We start from the raw sequence: 17,420 nt of genomic DNA, 5'->3' as shown, positions 1-17,420 counted from the left end.
CATCGGCTGGCAGTTCCTGCTCGAAGTGGATCTGATACCGCAACGCCTACCCCGATAGCTCCTGTAATGGCGGAAATACTGCCAGGGGTTCTCCTAGCAGCAACCACGTTTGGTATCGAGCAACGCGGATAACGGCGAAACTGCCCGCGAGAGAGTTCGGCTATCTGAAGTTCGATCACCGGGCGCGAACCCTCACGTTATGGCATTGGCTTGAGAGCAGGAATCGTGGAGCAGAGCTAAGACGTCATCGTGTTTGTAAGATGACGGCCGATGTAACCGACATACACCTTACCGTCAACGGAGGACGCGTCGAAGAAGTGAAGGCGCGGAGATACCGTCGCCGACGTGCCGAGCCTGATGTGAGTGCCCATGAAGACAACTTCCCGAGGATCAACTTGCCGCGGGACGGGCAGTGTCCGCTCGGAGGCCATCTTCCGGTTATTCCGCACTGTCTGAGACTCATCCCTGGCAACCTTGCCGGCGGAGATCACCCTGCCATCGTCAGCCGGCGACTCGCACCAGAACTTGAAATCGCCGCGGGACCACCCGCCCTGCTTGGCTTTGGCATAATCGGCGAGCGCCAACATCGCCTGCCACGCCAACTGCGCCCAGTTGGAGTGGGCTGGGTGCTCATCGAGGTCGAGAGCCGGCCCCGTGTCGCCCGTGAATTCGAGATACGGAGAGATGGCGTCAAGCCGATCGAGGAGTTCGGCGAACGAGGTGGGCAACGGGTCGGGAATCTGGGCGGGCGCGTATGCTTCTGCGTGTCGGTTCAAGGCAGCGAGTCGCTGTCGCAGCGCACGGATCGTGGCATCTCGCGCTTCGATCTCATTACGACTGAACTCAAGGTCCGCAGTTAGATCCAACAGCTCATCCTGTTGCCGACTGATGACCGTCTTCGATCTTCTGTCCGCGTCGTCAGCAGTCTCCAGCAGTGCATTTAGAATCTGCACCTGGTCTGCGAAAGCGGCCAACCTGTCGTCGTACTCGTTGCGAGCGCCGGCACCGCGGGTGAAGTCCCGTAGGGAGAGCTCAAGACCCTTCACCGCTACTGGCGGCAGTGAATTCGCCGCAAGTTGGCGTGGCAGCGCGGACAGCACTCGGGCGGCCCGACGCGGCTCGGCTTCGATGCGTCGTCTGCTCAGCACCCGGTGCCGCAGGCTGTCTTCCACCAGGGCAGGATCGACGTCAGGCAGGTAGGTACGAACGCTGCCAGGACCGATCCAATGGGTACCACCTATGCCCTCGTTGAATGCTTGAACGGCAGCAGGGTCGAGGATGTAGAGGCTGGCGAGCCCTGCCAGTTCCCCCATGAGGCGTTCCGAGTCACGGCGCCAGTTCTCGAAGGAGGTGTCGCTCGGCGCCGCACCGATGACGACCGGCAGTCGGCGGCCGTCCATACAGACGATATCGAGCAAATCATCGACGTCTGAAGCACTTACGGCGATGGGCGCGCTGCGCAGGATGGCCTCACCGTCGATTGCGTCCACGGCGTCCAACAGCAGCCGGACAAGCCGAGGGGTACGGGGTGAGACAACGGAGACGTTGCGCGGGGCAAGGGGCTCAATGTTGATCGTGAACCAACTGCGCCGCTGCGACTTGCTGCGCACCACCGCGACTGTGCTGACCCACGTCACCTTGTCTGACCGGGTCTCTCGTAGCTGCCAGCCGCATGCGTCGTGGGTCGCAGCATGCAGCAGCACTACCTGAGGTGCGAGAGTCGGTATCCCTGCATCGAACTGCTCGACGTCGTATTGCTTGAAGCGCAGCCAGGACCGAAGCTGCTCCTTCACTCTCGCTATCGCTTCGTTGAAATCGAGCGACAGTTCGAACGCGGTCCGGTAGGGCACACCGGACGTCGAAGCGGTGTCAGCTGAATGAACCTCAGTCTCGGCGGATTGCATCGGGCGACCACTCCTCGGCGAAGGTTTCGGTCTGCAGGAGCACTCGCCGGATGGCTTCCTCTGCGGCGTCCGGGGGGTAGCCGTGCACGGCGAGTAGACGCTTGATGGTGGAGCGGAGCTTAGCGCGTACGTCGTCGCGGGAGGTCCAGTCGATGGTGATGGACCGGCGGACGGACGTGACCAGATCGCGTGCGATGGCGGCGAGTTGGCCCTCCCCCATCACCGCGACGGCCGACTCGCTCTCCGCGACCGCGTCGTAGAAGGCCAACTCGTCGTCGGTGAGCGCGGGGCTGAACTGCTGACCCCGCTCGGCCTCGGCGCTCACTTCCTTGGCCATCGCAACCAACTGCGCAATGATCTCGGCCGAGGTCAGGTTCTGATTGGTGTAGCGGCGCATCAGCTCCAACAGCCGTGCGGAGAATGCCTCCTGCCGGACGATGTTGTGCCTGGTCACCTTGCGCATCGTCATTTCGATGGCTCGCCGGAGCGCCTCGATCGCCAGGTTCGGGGTCTTGGAGGCACGCAGCCGCTCCAGGTACGCCTCGTCCAGATGAGATAGGTCCGGGCGGTCAATGCCGGCGGCGGCGTAGATGTCGGTGACCCCGCCGGCCTCGATGACGCCAGCGGTCAGTTGCCGCAGGTACAGCGCAACCTCCGCCGGGATGGGCAGCCCGCGCGAGCGGCGGTCCTCCACGTCAAACTTGGCCATCCAGACGCGTACGGCCTGGAAGAACGCGATGTCGTCGCGCAGCTCGTTGATGTCGCCACTGCTGGAGCAGAGCGCATAGAGCCGGTCCAGGCTGGCGGCAGCCCGCCGGAAGCGTTCGGCGAGGTTCGGCTCGCCCGGCTCCGGCTGGTTCTCCGGCAGACTCGGGTCGCGCAGGCAGTCGATGGTGCCGAAGGCTGCGTTCATGAAGGCGTTCTTCGCACCGGAGCTCAGCACGCCCCGCCAGTCGTAACCGGCGAGGATCGTGCCACAGAGCACGCCGTGCAGGTCACGCAGCTTGGCGACCGCCTCGTCGGTGTCCCGTCCGACGGGCTTGGTGTCCTGGTCGCTCTTGGTGTATTCGGCGAGCGCCTCGTGCAGGCTCTGCGTGATCGGGGCATACCCGACCAGAAGGCCGTCCTCCTTGCCACGGAAGGTCCGGTTGACCCGGGCGAGCGCCTGCATCAACGCCGCGCCACGCATCGGCTTGTCGAGATAGAGCGTGTGTAGCGGCGGGGAGTCGAAGCCGGTGAGAAGCATCGACTGGACGATGATGAGTTCCAGCTCGTCGTCGGGGTTCTTCGCCCGAGCACGGATCACCTTGGTCTGTGACGGCCGACGGACGTGCTTGCGGATGTGCGGCTCGTCGTCCGGTCCGCCGGTGTAGATGACCTTGATCTTGCCGAGATCGTCGGCGTCCGAGTGCCACCCCTGGGGCAGCAGCGCGATCATCTCGTCGTAGAGGCGGGCACAGATGTCCCGGGTGGCGCAGACGATCATCGCCTTGCCCGGCCCGCCGATGTACTTGCGCATCTGCTCGGAACGGGTCTGCCAGTGCGCGACCAGGTCGGCGGCGAGGGCTTCCACCCGGTCGGGGGCACCGTAGACAGCGTTCATCACCGCGACGGTGCGCTGGATGCGGGCCTTCTCGGCGTCGTCCAGCCCGGCGGTCACGGTGTCGGCTCGCTCGTCGATGGTCTCCGGGTCAATGTCGGCGGGCAGGTCGACCGGGATGAGCCGGCTCTCGTGGTAGACCCGGACGGTGGCGCCGTCGTCCACGGCGCGGGTCAGGTCGTAGATGTCGATGTAGTTGCCGAACACCGCCTGGGTGTCCCGGTCCACGTGGGAGATCGGCGTGCCGGTGAAGGCGATGAGCGTCGCGTGCGGCAGCGCGTCACGGAGGTGCCGCGCATAGCCGTCGAGGCTGTCGTAGTGGCTGCGGTGCGCCTCGTCGACGACGACGATGATGTTGCGCCGGTCCGACAGCAGCGGGTGGTGGCGGCCCGCTTCGCGCTCTTCCCGCGTACGCCCGAACTTCTGCAGCGTGGTGAAGATGATCCCGCCGGTACGGCGGTTGGTCAGCTCGGTGCGGAGGCTCTCCCGGGTGACGGCCTGCACCGGCCGCTCCGGCAGCAGCTCACTCGCGACGAACGCCTCCAGGAGCTGCTCGTCCAAGTCGGTGCGGTCGGTGATGACGACGATGGTCGGGTTGCCGAGGCTCGGGTGGGTGGCGACCTGGTGGGCGTAGAACTCCATCTCCATCGACTTGCCGGAGCCCTGGGTGTGCCACACGACGCCGGCCTTGCCGTCACTGCGGGTCGCCTCGATGGTCTTACGGACGGCCTTCTCCACCGCGAAGTACTGGTGCGGCTTGGCGATCCGCTTGACCGCGCCACCTCCCCCGTCGGCGAAGGCGACGTAGCCGCGGAGCAGCTCCAGGAACCGGCGCGGCGTGAACAGGCCGTAGAGGGCCAGGTTCAGCGCTAGGTCGTCGTCGTGCTTCGGCGGCTGCGGCACCGGCTCGCCGGAGTCGTCGACGTTCCAGGGGGCGAAGTGCTCGAAGGGGGTGAAGGCGGTGCCGTAGCGGGCGGTGATCCCGTCGGAGACCAGGCAGACCACGTTGGCCCGGAAGGCCAGCGGCAACTCCTCGACGTAAGTGCCGACCTGCCGGTGGGCACCCCGCAGATCGGCGTACGCGTCGCCGGCCTTCTTCAACTCAATCAGACCGACCGGCAGCCCATTGAGGTAGCAGACGACGTCGAAGCGACGTTTGTGGTCGCCATCGGTCACGGTCATCTGGCTGGCGACCAGGTAGTCGTTGGCTGCCTCGTCCCGAAAGTCGACGAGCCGCACGGTCGGGTTGTGTTCGGCGCCGTGCTGGTCGGTGTAGACCACGGACCGGAGGCCCTTCACCATCAACTCGTGTAGTCGCCGGTTCTCGGTGACGGCGTCGCGCGACCGGGCCGTCAGCACCTGGGTGACCGCCTCGTCGACCTGCGCCGGAGGAAGCTGCGGGTTGAGGCGAGCGATGGCGTCGCGCAGCCGGGCGGGCAGGATCAGCTCCGACCACGACTCGCGCTCTCCCGTCCCCGGAGAGATCGACGATCCGAGTACGGGCTCCCAACCAACCTCGGCCAAGGCCTCCAGCGCGAGGGTCTCCCACTGAGCCTCAGTCATGTCGCTGAGTGGCAGTGGCCCGTCCGCGCTCATATAGCATCCTCCACAGCCTTCTCGGCGTCCCGCACCCGAATCGCACCGGACATCAATCCGGAAAGCAATACATCACGCAGCCGTGACAGGCCCTCGATTTCACTACTTAGTGCGGCCGCGCTGTCTATGAGGGCCCGGGCTTTATGGTTCCAATCTTGTCTGACAGCCCGCTCTGGCCAGGGGAGCTCATATGTCAGGACGGCATCTCGCGGAAGCGCCAAAACGGTAGTCCCAGTGGCGTAAGTCACGGCACGCTCCCGAAAGTTGGGATCTCTGAAGGCCGCGTACAGCCAGAGCAGATCATCTTGGGCGGCAGCATGCGGGCGAATCGCGAAGACATGGTGCGTAAAGAGCGACTCTGCTGCGCTAGTTAAGGCCAGGGCCGGCCGCCCCAATATTTCTCGACGTTGGGTAAGGTCGGTGTTCGCCATGACCAAGTCACCGCGCTTCACCCAGTGGCGCTCCTTCGCAGCGCCGTCATAATACTTAAGTGCAGAGCTTTTGAATTGACCGTTCGTGCTGAAGTTGCCCAGATTGATGAGTGGCACACCACTACCGAGACCCGACCCCTTATATGACAGGCCTTTGTCAACGCTCGCCAACTCACCTACAGGAATGAAGTCCCGAACGCCGAAAGACGACTTCTTCCAGAGCGTTTGCAGAAGCCCATGGGAACGGCCCACTATCGCTTCGTCGACCGCGATCTTGCCGTCCAGCGCCTCAAGCACTTCACAGATGCCTCGCTGCACGATCAAGTGCGGCAGAGGAATCTGCAGCGAGGCAAGGATCCCCAAATTTATATGTGGAACGCCGGTCGCAATTGCATGCTTCTTGATACTTGCAACTGCGATGGGTGAGCGGAAGTAGTGGTAGACGAACTCTGGCAGGGCGACCTCTCGGTTGACCCTCAGGCGCATCTGGCTCTGCGACACGACGTACCTGTCGTATCTGCCGGAAGGAACTATGCCAACTTGCCCAAGAGTCCCCCGCTGAGTGAAGATCACATCGCCCGGCATGGCGAGGTTACGACTAAGGTCCCGATCAACCTTCTCTGGCGACACGAAGACAAATTCACTATCATTGAATCGGCCCTCGGTCGCGAGATTGACGCCCCGAATAACGGGCACACCCGCAGGTCGATAATCTTTGCTGACAAGCGATGACCCGAAAGGCCCACCTACAAGCCCCTTAGTGACAGCAATATCCGCGATAGCGACAGACTTCCACTCAGACATCGAGACGCTCCATCTGAGTTCGGACAACCTGCTCGAGGCGCGCAGACTCCTCGAAATGCGTGTACAACTCCTTCTTGAGGCGTTCGATCTTATCGGCGAGCAGCTCGTCGTCGGAGACGACGACGTCCGCAGCGCCAACGTAGCGGCCCGGGGTGAGCATGTGATCGTGCTGGCGAATCTCGTCAAGGTCGGCCGAGTGGCAGAAGCCCGCCTCATCCTCGTACCTTCGATCCTCGACGCGGGCGGACGCCGTGCCGCGCCAGGCGTGGTACGTCCAGGCGATCTTCGCGATGTCCTCGTCGGTGAGGATGCGCTCGGTACGGTCGACCATCGTCCCCATGTTGCGGGCGTCGATGAAGAGCACCTCGCCGCGCCGGTCGGCCAGCTTCTTCGCTCCCTGCGGTCCCTTGTCCTTGGCGAAGAACCAGAGGCACACCGGAATTGCCGTCGTGCGGAAGAGCTGCGGCGGCAGCGCCACCATGCACGACACCAGGTCCGCCTCGACCATCGCCGCGCGGATCTCACCCTCGCCGGACTGCTTCGACGACATCGAGCCGTTCGCGAGAACCACGCCGGCGGTGCCGCGCTCGGCGAGCTTCGAGACGATGTGTTGCAGCCAGGCGAAGTTGGCGTTGCCGGCCGGCGGCACGCCGTAGCGCCAGCGCGGGTCCTCGACGCTGCGAGCCCAGTCCGACATGTTGAACGGCGGGTTGGCGAGGATGAAATCGGCGCGCAGGTCGGGGTGCTTGTCGGCGTGGAAGGTGTCTTCCCAGCGCGTGCTGAGGTTGCCGGTGACGCCATGGATGGCAAGGTTCATCTTCGCTAGCCGCCAGGTGCGCTCGTTCAACTCCTGGCCGTAGACGGCGATGTCGTCGCGCCGGCCCCGGTGGTTGAGCACGAACTTCTCGGCCTGCACGAACATGCCGCCGGATCCGCAGCATGGGTCGTAGACGCGGCCGGAGTACGGCTCCAGCATCTCGACCAACAGCCCCACGACGCTGCGCGGGGTGTAGAACTCGCCGCCGCGCTTGCCCTCGGCGCGGGCGAACTTCTCCAGGAAGTACTCGTAGACCTCCCCGAGCACGTCTCGGGCGGGCCGGTCGCCGTGGCCGGTGAAGCGGGCGTCGGTGATGAGGTCTACCAGCTCGCTGAGACGCCGCTGGTCGACGTTGTCCCGGTTGAAGATCTTCGGCAGCACGCCGAGCAGCGATTGGTTGGCCTTCATGATGACGTCCATGGCGTGGTCGAGCAGCAGCCCGATCTCGCCGCCCTTGGCCCGTTCGGCCAGATACGCCCAGCGCGCCTCCTCCGGCACCCAGAAGACGCCCTGCCCGGCGTACTCGTCGGCGTCGTCGAGGAAGGCCTCGACCCGATCCTCAGGGATGCCCTGGTCAAGCACCTCCTGCTTGATCTGCTGGCGCCGCTCCTCGAACGAGTCGGAGACGTACTTGAGGAAGACCAGCCCCAGGACGAAGTCCTTGTACTGCCCGGCGTCCATCGAGCCGCGGAGCTTGTCGGCGGCCTTCCAGAGGGTGTCGCGCAGGTCGGCCATGGTCGGCATGCCAGGCAATGCGTTCTGCCCGGCAGCCCTCTTCCTGGGGGGCATGCTGCTCCTTGCGTTCGTTGCGGTGCGGTCAGTCTTGCTCTTCGGCGCGAGGCGGTCCAGTCAGTGGCGGCCCGTCCGCGATGGTCAGGATGCCGTCGGTGAGCCCGGCCACAGCACGGCGGTCGAGGCCGTCAAGCAGGTCGAGTTCACGGCGGGCCAGATTACGACGCACCTCTGACGCGGCGAGCAGCACGTCGAGGCGGGCGACGTCGGCCGGTGCCAGCAGGGGGAGCTGCAGGTCGGTGAGCCGGGACGAGGGCCGTATCGCGCCGGGTGCCCGTCGCTGCGGCGTGGCGTTGATCAGCGCGGTGAGCACCCGTGGCGTTAACCCGGATCGCCCGTCGGGCAGGATCCGCACCACCCGGGTCGGGAACTCGACAACGGAGAAGCCCTCCTCGTCGTGATGGGCGCGCAGCGTGGGCGTCAGGCTGACGACCACGTCCCCCGGCTCTGTCGGACGCGCCCGCGGGTAGCGCTCGGCGAAGACCACACGGTCGATCAGCCGGGAGCCGATCGGCGCTCGCCCGACCACCTCGTTCGAACCGATCACTGGATGGTGGCCGTCCGTCAGCGCGTCGTCACTGACGACCCGCACGCCGGAGACGATCTGCAGGTGCCCGCTGCGGACCAGGGCGCTGATCGACCGGGTGACGGGTTGCTCCCGTTCGTCGCGCGCGGCCAGGCGGCTGCGCAGGCGTGGCCGTGGCCCCGCGAGGTCGTCGAGCGCGACCTCCATCTCGGTGACCTCGGCGACCGTCACCCGACCGTCGCGTACGGCGTCCCGCGCACGGGCTGGCCGCCGGGCCGTGAGGGGGCGTCGAGGCGCAGTGAGATCGGCGATGTTCACCTGGCTGGCGTACGCCCGGAGGTGCTCCTCGGGGCGGTGCCCGTTCCGTCGCCAGGTCACGATGTCGACGATGAGCTCGTCCACGACACGTTCCGTCAACGCGCGGTCGGAGACGTCAGCGAGGAGCACCCGCCCCTGCCACGGTGACGGATCCTCCCTGCGAAGCACCCAGAGCGCGGTCCGGTAGCCGGGCCGAAAGGATGCAAGGCCGCCGGGAAGCTGCACGACTGCCTCGACCCGACCGGTGCTCAGCAGTTCATTACGGGAGCGGGCCGCCGTCCGATAGGGCGGCAGTGCGTCCACCAGCAGCTCCGCCGGCCCGAGCACCACGGCGGTCTGGCCCGGGGCGAGCCCACGGGCGACCTCGTTGATCTCGGCGAACGGGTCTGTGTCGGTGCGCGATTCGGACGGCCGGTACGGCACGTGCACGAGCACGACATCGGCGGGCGAGCTGCCCGCGGCCGGGCCCGGCGCGATTTCCACCTGCCAGCTGCCGCGTGACAGGCCCTGCACCGCCAGCCGACGACGCAGGATGCGGACCAGGAACGGGTCGGAGTCGGCCGCGTGGATCGCCACGGGCTCGTGATCGCCGAGCTCATGCCGGACCGCCATCAGCAGATCACCAGCACCAGCCCGATAGTCGGCCACCTGAAGGTACCCCTGCTCGTCGGCGCGTTCCCGGGCACCGGAGAGGCTGGCCATCAATCGGGCTAGCTGCGGCGTGACCGCTTCCTCGTAGAGCGCCTGCACGCCGAACCGCTGTCGGGCGGCGAGCACCCGCTCGTACGCCTGGGCGCAACCCCAGGCGGCCTCGATCAGCTCGTCGACGACCTCAGCGAGCCAGGCGGCGTCCGACGGCAGGGCGTCAATTTCGCTGCGCAGCAGCTCGTCGTCCCAGTCGGCCTCGGCCGCTCGTTCGCGGAGGGCGTCGATCACCTGCCGGTCCGTGTAGCCAGCGGGGCGCAGCGGCTCGTCATCGAGGTGGTGCAGGCAGATGAGCGCGGTCATCGTGCCCACCAAATCCTGCGGTCGCAGATTGCGACGACGGCCGACACCTGTCGAGACGCCGGCCTGCAGTGGCAGGCAGGCGAGCAGGTGGAGCCGAAGGTCGGGCTCGATGGTGGAGCGGACCGCTCGATTGGTCTCCACCAACCACTCGACGACGTCGCGTGCCTTGAAGAGCGGGCGCCCCGCCTCGACCTGAGCGGGGGCCGGAAAGGATGGGTGGCGACGACGCCACGTCGTGACGACCGGACGGCGCACACCGGCCAGAGCCGCGACCTCAGGCAGCGAGATCAGGTCGGTGAGCAGGGTGTTCATGGCCGTCACCTCCTTCCCGGAACGTCTTCTGCAGTCGCGTCGACAGTAGACGCCTACCGGCGCTCGGTCCAGCCGCATCTCTGGTAACCCGGGTTATCAGTGCTTCGATGGCTTTGTGCTCGCGCTGACGCGTTCGTAGCTGTTTTGATTCAGCGGCATCACCGAGCCGGCGGCACGAAGCCGCGGCATCCCCCTTTTCGTAACGACAGGAGTACCTCCATGCGCAAGATGGCCACCTTCGCTCTGCTCGCCACCGCTGTCGTCGCCCTCGGCTGCGGCGCTGGCTCGACCGACAACGCGAGCAGCTCCAGCAACGACGCGGGCGGCGCCAGTGACAACGCGGGCGGCGCCAAGAGCGAGGAGAAGCCGGCCAAGACCGCGAAGATCGGTCAGCCGGCCCGGGACGGGAAGTTCGAGTTCACGGTCAAGTCGTCCAAGTGCGGCGTGGCCAAGGTCGGCAGCGCCCCGCTCGACCAGAAGGCGCAGGGCCAGTTCTGCCTGGTCACGCTCAACGTGAAGAACATCGGCAAGGAAGCGCAGATGTTCGACGGCAGCAGCCAGAAGGCGTACGCGGCCGACGGCACCGAGTACTCCGCCGACACCGGCGCGGCGATCTACGCCAACAAGAACGCCGAGACGTTCCTCAACGACATCAACCCCGGCAACCAGGTCAACGGAGTCGTGGTCTTCGACATCCCGAAGAACGTCAAGCTCACCAAGCTCGAGCTGCACGACTCGCCGTTCTCCGGCGGCGTCGACGTCACCCTCAGCTGACCACCCGCGCCGAGGGCAGGACCCGCGAAGCCCGCCCTCGGCGCACCCCTCCCCCGCACCACCGCCACCCCGATTCTCAACGCGAGGAGATCGACGTGCGCCGTGCGAGCCAGCCGACCACGACCAGAAGCACCACGACCAGACCGACCAACCGCCGTGCCGTCCGCAAGGACGACACCCGTCCGCCCTACGACGCGCCCACCCTCTTCGACCTCGACCTCGACCTGCCTGAGAGGCCGGAGGGCACCTACCTGACGTCGGTCTACCAGCTCGAACGGGTGACGCCGACGGTCGAGGGACTGCATGACGCGGTGAACCACCGCTATGTGCGACAGCACGACTTCATGGTCGAGGAGCGCCTGGTCGCCGGCGCGCCAGCGCTGCTGGTGCACGGGACGGTGCCGCGCCAACGGGCCGACTGGTGCGATGTGCTCGCCTCGCTGATCGGGGAGGCGACCGACCTGGGTTTCAGCAGTGGCGGTGCCGCGCTGCTCGTCGCGGTCGACAACCACGTCTATGCGCTCGCCTACGGCACGGTCGGCCGTCACATGATCGATCTGGACCTGGCCAACTCGGGCTTCGGGATCGGCTTCGCGGTGCGTTCGCTCGCCCCCGACGAGATCAAGCAGGTACGACGGCGGGTGTTCGGCACCACCGGCCGGGTCGACCGCAACATGGTCCCGGGCGGTCAGCACATCCGGATGTACGGCATCGACAAGTGGGGCGAGATCGTCGGCCAGGTCTGCGGGCGGACGTTCAACCCGAACCTCACCGTCTGCCGGTCCACGGGTAAGGCCACCCCGGTCGAGGGCAGCGACACCCTGCGCATCCACCTCGGTGTCGAACCTGCGAGCTTGCTCGCCGACCTGCGGGAGATCGACCGGGTCTGCAAGCAGGAAGCACCCTTCGCTGACCTGGAGTTCATCACCCAGATCCGACCGGTGCAGGCCCGGGACCCCCGGCTGTCGAAGGTGGAGGAGCAGCTGGACCGGCTGCTCCGGCTACCGGATCCTGCGGACGTCGGGCTGGCCGTGCCGGGCCGGGTCGTCAGCGAAATCGACCGGGTCCAGTCCTACAAGCTGCGGGTGCCGAAGTCGGGACTTCCTCCGGCGCGCCTGGCGGAGCTCACGCTGGCGGACGTGCTCGCGCAGACCGAGGGCGTTCCGGACGGCGAGCGGTGGACGTCGCTCTGCAACGGGCGCGTCACCCTCTACGCGGACGCGGCCGGCGACGAGGTGATCGGCTCCACGGCCGTGTCGCGGTGGCTCACCGCGCAGCTTCCCCACGGCGCGAGTCAGCTCCTGCTGCACGAGGGCGGCTGGTACGAGATCGGTGACCAGCACCGGACGTTCCTCCGCGACGAGATCGAGCAGATCCTGGCCGGCCCGGCCAGCTTCGCGCTCCCGGCATGGACTGCCGACCTGCTGGACGAGGAGGCGTACAACATCCGCGCCGCGAAGGTCTGCGGCCTCACCCTCCTGGACCGCCGGCTGCTGCGGACCAACCAGCACCCCCGCCGCATCGAGGCCTGCGACCTGCTCGGTCCCAACGGCGAGCTGATCCACGTGAAGCGGGCAACCGGCAGCTCGGCGTTGAGTCACCTCTTCGCTCAGGGCGCGGTCTCGGTCGACGCTCTGCGCTACGAGGCTGACGCCCGCAACGCGCTCGTCGAGATGGTCAAGCGGCAGCCGTCGGGGCGAGCGATCGACCTGAACTTCCAGCCCCGGAAGGTCATCTACGCGATCGCCCTTGGTTCCGGCAAGCCGTTGACCGTGGACTCGCTCTTCACCTTCGCCCAGGTCGCGCTCTACCGGGCGATGAAGTCCTTGCGCAACGAGGGCGTCGAGGTCGAGGTCGTCGGCATTCCTTCCACCTGATCCGTTCACGACATCAGCTCCACAGCTTCCCACCCAACAGAGGAGAGAGTCATGACCGAGCCCCACCACCAGCCGGACCCGCCGGCCGAGGTCTCGGCTCAGCCCGAGACCCCGGCCCAACGCGAGACTGTGGGCGCAACGGATCCGCAGCCCATCGTCGGCAAGATGTCCCAGGGGCGGTGGATCATCGTCGGCGCTGCCGTTCTGGTGCTGCTGGTCTGCTTCGGCGTGCTAATGGCCATGACGAACGGTGACGAGCCATCCGATCAAGGGAAGGCTGACCACACCGCTGCCTCCCAGTCGCGGGCCGGCGCGTCCGCCCCGACCAGTGCCGCCGCACCGACCACCGCGCCCGCGACGACGGCGCCGCCCGCACCCGCCTACGACGAACCGACGAAGAGCGACTTCAAGCTCAACGTCAAGACCCTGCGGAAGCAGTGCTTCGGCAGCGCTGGTTGCAACATCACCTACCGGATCGACGTCACCTACACCGGCGACGGCCTCGACCCGTCCGAAACCTACGAGGTGACGTACGAGGTCAAGGGTGCCGAGGACCCCATCATCAACACCTTCGAGGTGACCGGTGACTCCGCCTCCGTCCAGCAGGAGGAGACGGCCAGCACGAAGCGCTCCGGCGACAAGCTGACCGCCGTCGTGACCGACGTGTCCGAGCTGTGAGAACTCAATGAGTGTGTCCCCATCACAAGACGTCAGGAGGCGTCGTGCGTCCCGATGAGTTCCTCCGCGCCCTGGCCCTGCTCCCCCCTCCGCTGCACGACCGCGCCCTCACCCTGCGCGCCTTCACCCGTCCCACCCGCTGCGACGACTGCCAGCGCATCGGCGACGCCGTTCGCTTGGCCCTCACCGCCGCCCACTACGACGAGCTGGCCTCCGCCGGCGAACTGCTCGACACCGCCGAGCGGCTGGCCGCCGACCACGACATCCACCGCCGGTCCGGCGACGACCAGCAGCGCGGTCGCGGCCGGGTGGTCCGCTGGGCGACGACGTCCGCGCCGCTTGTCGCCGCGACCGACGCCAGTTGGAAGGGCCGCGTCGGCGGTCTCGGGTACGTCGTCAGCGATGGCCACTACGGCCTGCTCGGCCGGGGCACCGGCCGGCTCGACCCGACCGGCGTCTCCCGGGTGCTGATCAACGAGCTGCGCGCGGTCGACTACCTGTTGACCGGGTACGACGAGACGCCGGTGGGGATGACGGTGCTGCTGGACTGCCTCGCCGCCCTGCGCTACCTGCATCGCTGGCAGGCCGGCGAGACCGGCGCGATGCCGCCCGGCTACAGCCTGCGGGAGCGCCGCTGGTCCGAGCAGCCCACACTGGTCCGGCTCGCCGAGCAGGTGGCCCGCCGCCCCGACCTGACGTTCGCGCACGTCAAGGGGCACAGCGGCCACCCCCTCAACGAGGCCGCCGACGGCCTGTCGCACATGGCCCGCCGCCGGCGGGAGGAGTCCTTCGACCTGCGTCCTCGGGCGCACGCCCTGGTCGACGCGTTCCTGCTCGACTGGCACGCGAACGCCACGCTCTGACCGCTCCCCCGGGCGGGCCGACGAGCCGGTCGACCCGCGGACACCACACGCCTGGAGACGACCATGACCCAGCCTCCGCAGCCCACCGCGCCCCTGATCGAACTGATCTTCGACCAGTTGGCCGCCGCTGACGGCGTACCTGTCGAGACCGCCGAGCTGGTCCTCGCCGCGCTCACGGGCGACGACGACCTCACCGCCGCCCTCGCCGGCACCCCCACCCGGCTCGCCCTCCGCTCCCCCACCGGAGACGGTCCGGCGGAGCGCATCTGGTTGAAGTCGGTGACCGTCGCCGGGTTCCGCGGCGTCGGCCCGGAGCGGACCCTCCAGATCGACCCTGGTCCGGGCCTCACCCTGGTCGTGGGCCGCAACGGCTCCGGCAAGTCCAGCTTCGCCGAGGCCGTCGAGTTCGCGCTCACCGGTGACAGCGCCCGGTGGGCCGACAAGACCAGCGTCTGGCGTACGGGGTGGCGCAACCTGCACAACCCGGACCCGTGCTGGGTAGGCGTGGAGCTGCGCGCCGACGGGGTGGCGACGTCGACCCGGGTGCACCGGGCCTGGCCGGTCGGGGCCGAGCTGACCGACGCCGAGGTGACCGTCACCAGCGCCCAGGGTCGGCACGCCGGCCTGTCCGAGTTGGGTCTGGCCCGCCCGCTGGAGCTGTACCGGCCGTTCCTCACCGCCGCGGAGCTGGGCAAGCTTGCCGCCGGCACGCAGAGCCAGCTCTTCGACGCGCTCTTCGCGATCCTCGGCCTGGACGCGCTCACCGACGCCGACCAGCGTCTCCTGCGCGCCGCCCGGCCGCACGACACCACCATCAAGGAGGTACGCGCACAGCGCGCCGCCCTGGTCGAAGCGCTCAGCGGAGTCGCCGACGACCGGGCTCGTCGGACCGCCGCGTTGCTGGGTGGTCGGGGCGCGGTCGACCTCGCCGCGGTGTCGGCGATCCTCGACGAGCCCGACGAGGCGTCCAACGGCCCGACCGTCATGCTCTGCCGGGAACTCGCCGCTTTCGCCCCACCGCCGGTCGACGAGGTGATCCGCCTGGCCGGTCAACTACGGGACGCGGAGGCCGAGGCTCAGCGGTACGACGGCGGCCGGTCCCGGGCCGCGCTACGCAGCGCGGAACTGCTCCGCCTCGCCCTCGAACATCACGAGGACGAGGGCGACGGATCGTGTCCGGTGTGCGCGACCGGCACGCTCGACGGTGGGTGGCGCGCGGCTGCGACGGAGGCGCTGACCGAGCTTCGGCAGCGCAGCGTCGCCGCCCAGACGGCGGCGACCCGGCTCACGGCTCTGCTGCGGCAGACGCATCACCTGATCGACGACCTCGTGGTGCCCGACGGCCCGGGGACGGAGCCGTCGGTCGAGGCGCTGCGCGACGCCGTGGCCGCGCTGTGGCGCGTACCCGGGGAGCCGGCCGAACTGGCCGACCACCTGGCCGCGCGGTACCCGGCGGTGGTGACCGCGGCGGACGCGGCCCGCGCGTACGCCGAGGGGTTCCTGCGACAGCGCGACACCGGCTGGCGGGCGGCGGTGGCCGGGGTACGCGAGTGGGTGGCCGCCGCCGGCGAGATGCCCAAGCGGGAGGCGACCCTGAGCCGGTTGAAGACCGCGCGAGCGTGGCTGAAGGACGCCAGTACGAAGATTCGCAACGAGCGGGTCGCGCCCTTCGCCGGGCACTCTCAGCGGATCTGGGCGCAACTGCGTCAGGAGAGCAACGTCGAGTTGGGGGCGATGACGCTCGAAGGCGCGAACACCCGGCGGCGGGTCGTCTTTCCGGTCAGCGTGGATGGCGCCGACAACGGCACCGCGCTGGGGGTGATGAGCCAGGGTGAGATGCAGGCCCTCGGGTTGGCGACGTTCCTGCCGCGCAGTTGCGCCCCGGAGAGCCCGTTCCGGTTCATCGTGGTCGACGACCCGGTGCAGAGCATGGACCCGTCGAAGGTGGATGGTCTCGCACGAGTGCTCGCCGAGCTGGCCGAGCAGCGGCAGGTGGTGGTCTTCACGCATGACACCCGGCTGCCGGACGCGGTCGGACGGCTCGACCTGGGCCGGGCGCGGATCATCGAGGTGACCCGCGCGGAGCGGTCGGTGGTGACGTTGCGGCCCGGCTCCGACCCGGTGACCCGCTATCTGGACGACGCGTACGCGCTGGCGCGCAACGAGGAGATCACCGCAGAGGTACGCGGACCGGTGGTCGCGGAGCTGTGCCGCTCTGCGGTGGAGGCGTCCTGCCACCGGGCGGTCTGGCGGAACAGGGTGGCGCGGGGCGTCCCGCACGCTGACATCGAGAAGGCGATCGAGGACGCCTCCCGACGGGTCACCACAACCGTCGCCCTGGCGGTCTTCGACGACGCCGAGAAGGGCGGCGACGTGCTCGGCTGGCTCAGCCGACGGCACGGGCGGCGAGCCGTCAACGCGTACCAGGCGTGTCGGGAAGGCGTGCACGGCGCGAACCTGGCGGACCTGCCCGGGCTGGTCGCGGACGCCCGCCTCCTCGCGGCGGTGCTGTCGTGACCCCGCCGACGCCGCAGCGCTGCCTGGCGGCGGCCGACCAGTTGCTGCGCGGGGCCGGTCTGCTCGGTGCCGCGGCGGTGGGCGCCGGCTGGTGGCCCCGGGCCTGCGCCTGCCTGATCCGGCTCGCCCTCGAAGAGGCGATCGACGGCTACTGGCGGCAGGTGAAGCCGACCGTGGCGGCGTGCCGGCAGGGTCGCGCGAAGCAGTTGATGCTGCGTGGCCGGCTCGGCCCGGGCACGGAGACCGCCCGCCGGGTGGCGTTCGCCTGGGCGTCGCTGTCCGCGGCCACGCACCACCACTGCTACGAACTGGCCCCCACTGCGGCGGAGCTGCGCCGGCTGCACGCCGAGGTGAGCACCCTGCTCGCGCAACTCCAGCCGAACGCCAACTGCACGAGTTGACCCCGACAGATGGCTCAACCAAGAGGGATTTTCGCCTTGTCCTACCAGCCCGGATACGACCTCGCCCGCCCGCAGGCACCGATCTCGGCGTACTAGACCTGTTCAGCCACTCGCGTCTGGACACTTCGCAGGATGAGGTGCCCCTCCGGTTGAACCGGGGTGACCGCATTGACACGTACTGTTTGCTCCCATTGTCGATCAT

At 68.0% G+C, this 17,420-nt stretch carries 11 protein-coding genes; 6 read left to right on the top strand and 5 right to left on the bottom strand.

The window, feature by feature from the left end; genetic code table 11:
• Positions 1-236: 236 nt before the first annotated feature.
• From ABZ808_RS02360 to ABZ808_RS02340, 5 genes are read right to left on the bottom strand one after another with little or no spacing between them, the layout of a single operon-like run.
• Positions 237-1,904 carry a hypothetical protein gene (locus ABZ808_RS02360; protein ID WP_356999767.1) on the bottom strand — a complete coding sequence of 556 codons (1,668 nt, stop codon included), beginning with the start codon at positions 1,902-1,904 and terminating at the stop codon, positions 237-239.
• The gene (locus ABZ808_RS02355; protein WP_356999764.1) at positions 1,885-5,067 is read right to left on the bottom strand and encodes a type I restriction endonuclease subunit R; all 3,183 of its coding nucleotides are present in this window, start codon (positions 5,065-5,067) and stop codon (positions 1,885-1,887) included. The genes ABZ808_RS02360 and ABZ808_RS02355 overlap by 20 nt, the downstream gene beginning before the upstream one ends.
• A 29-nt stretch (positions 5,068-5,096) precedes the next feature.
• Positions 5,097-6,335 (bottom strand): restriction endonuclease subunit S, encoded by a 1,239-nt coding sequence (locus tag ABZ808_RS02350; RefSeq protein WP_356999762.1) that lies wholly within the window; start codon positions 6,333-6,335, stop codon positions 5,097-5,099.
• The gene (locus ABZ808_RS02345) at positions 6,328-7,941 is read right to left on the bottom strand and encodes a class I SAM-dependent DNA methyltransferase (protein WP_356999760.1); all 1,614 of its coding nucleotides are present in this window, start codon (positions 7,939-7,941) and stop codon (positions 6,328-6,330) included. Before ABZ808_RS02345 ends, ABZ808_RS02350 begins: the two co-directional genes overlap by 8 nt.
• 28 nt (positions 7,942-7,969) lie before the next feature.
• Positions 7,970-10,108 carry a hypothetical protein gene (locus ABZ808_RS02340; protein WP_356999757.1) on the bottom strand — a complete coding sequence of 713 codons (2,139 nt, stop codon included), beginning with the start codon at positions 10,106-10,108 and terminating at the stop codon, positions 7,970-7,972.
• Positions 10,109-10,327: 219 nt separating this feature from the next.
• Here ABZ808_RS02340 and ABZ808_RS02335 point away from each other — a divergent pair, with 219 nt between their 5' ends.
• From ABZ808_RS02335 to ABZ808_RS02310, 6 genes are all read left to right on the top strand, one after another.
• The gene (locus ABZ808_RS02335) at positions 10,328-10,882 is read left to right on the top strand and encodes a DUF4352 domain-containing protein (RefSeq protein WP_356999754.1); all 555 of its coding nucleotides are present in this window, start codon (positions 10,328-10,330) and stop codon (positions 10,880-10,882) included.
• A 95-nt stretch (positions 10,883-10,977) separates the two neighbouring features.
• Positions 10,978-12,759 (top strand): DUF6119 family protein, encoded by a 1,782-nt coding sequence (locus ABZ808_RS02330; protein ID WP_356999751.1) that lies wholly within the window; start codon positions 10,978-10,980, stop codon positions 12,757-12,759.
• Between the two features lie 51 nt (positions 12,760-12,810).
• Entirely contained in the window at positions 12,811-13,437 is a 627-nt protein-coding gene (locus ABZ808_RS02325) for a hypothetical protein (protein WP_356999747.1), read from the top strand.
• 44 nt (positions 13,438-13,481) lie between these two features.
• A complete protein-coding gene (locus tag ABZ808_RS02320) occupies positions 13,482-14,300 on the top strand; it encodes a hypothetical protein (protein WP_356999745.1) in 819 nt (272 codons plus the stop codon).
• 63 nt (positions 14,301-14,363) lie between these two features.
• On the top strand, positions 14,364-16,817 hold the full coding sequence (locus ABZ808_RS02315; protein WP_356999743.1) for an AAA family ATPase: 2,454 nt from the start codon (positions 14,364-14,366) through the stop codon (positions 16,815-16,817).
• Entirely contained in the window at positions 16,814-17,218 is a 405-nt protein-coding gene (locus ABZ808_RS02310) for a hypothetical protein (protein WP_356999740.1), read from the top strand. Before ABZ808_RS02315 ends, ABZ808_RS02310 begins: the two co-directional genes overlap by 4 nt.
• The last annotated feature ends 202 nt before the right edge of the window (positions 17,219-17,420 follow it).

The sequence above is a fragment of the Micromonospora sp. NPDC047527 genome, from assembly GCF_040643015.1.
Taxonomy (GTDB): Bacteria; Actinomycetota; Actinomycetes; order Mycobacteriales; family Micromonosporaceae; genus Micromonospora.
Note: the sequence above shows the minus strand (reverse complement) of the source record. Positions and strands in the feature narration are given on the sequence as shown.

Excerpts from the sequence above, each read along its gene's own strand:
- ABZ808_RS02340 (WP_356999757.1), bottom strand. The coding sequence starts at position 10,108 with ATGAACACCCTGCTCACCGACCTGATCTCGCTGCCTGAGGTCGCGGCT.
- ABZ808_RS02315 (WP_356999743.1), top strand. The coding sequence starts at position 14,364 with ATGACCCAGCCTCCGCAGCCCACCGCGCCCCTGATCGAACTGATCTTC.
- ABZ808_RS02360 (WP_356999767.1), bottom strand. The coding sequence starts at position 1,904 with ATGCAATCCGCCGAGACTGAGGTTCATTCAGCTGACACCGCTTCGACG.
- ABZ808_RS02350 (WP_356999762.1), bottom strand. The coding sequence starts at position 6,335 with ATGTCTGAGTGGAAGTCTGTCGCTATCGCGGATATTGCTGTCACTAAG.
- ABZ808_RS02355 (WP_356999764.1), bottom strand. The coding sequence starts at position 5,067 with ATGACTGAGGCTCAGTGGGAGACCCTCGCGCTGGAGGCCTTGGCCGAG.
- ABZ808_RS02335 (WP_356999754.1), top strand. The coding sequence starts at position 10,328 with ATGCGCAAGATGGCCACCTTCGCTCTGCTCGCCACCGCTGTCGTCGCC.
- ABZ808_RS02345 (WP_356999760.1), bottom strand. The coding sequence starts at position 7,941 with ATGCCCCCCAGGAAGAGGGCTGCCGGGCAGAACGCATTGCCTGGCATG.
- ABZ808_RS02325 (WP_356999747.1), top strand. The coding sequence starts at position 12,811 with ATGACCGAGCCCCACCACCAGCCGGACCCGCCGGCCGAGGTCTCGGCT.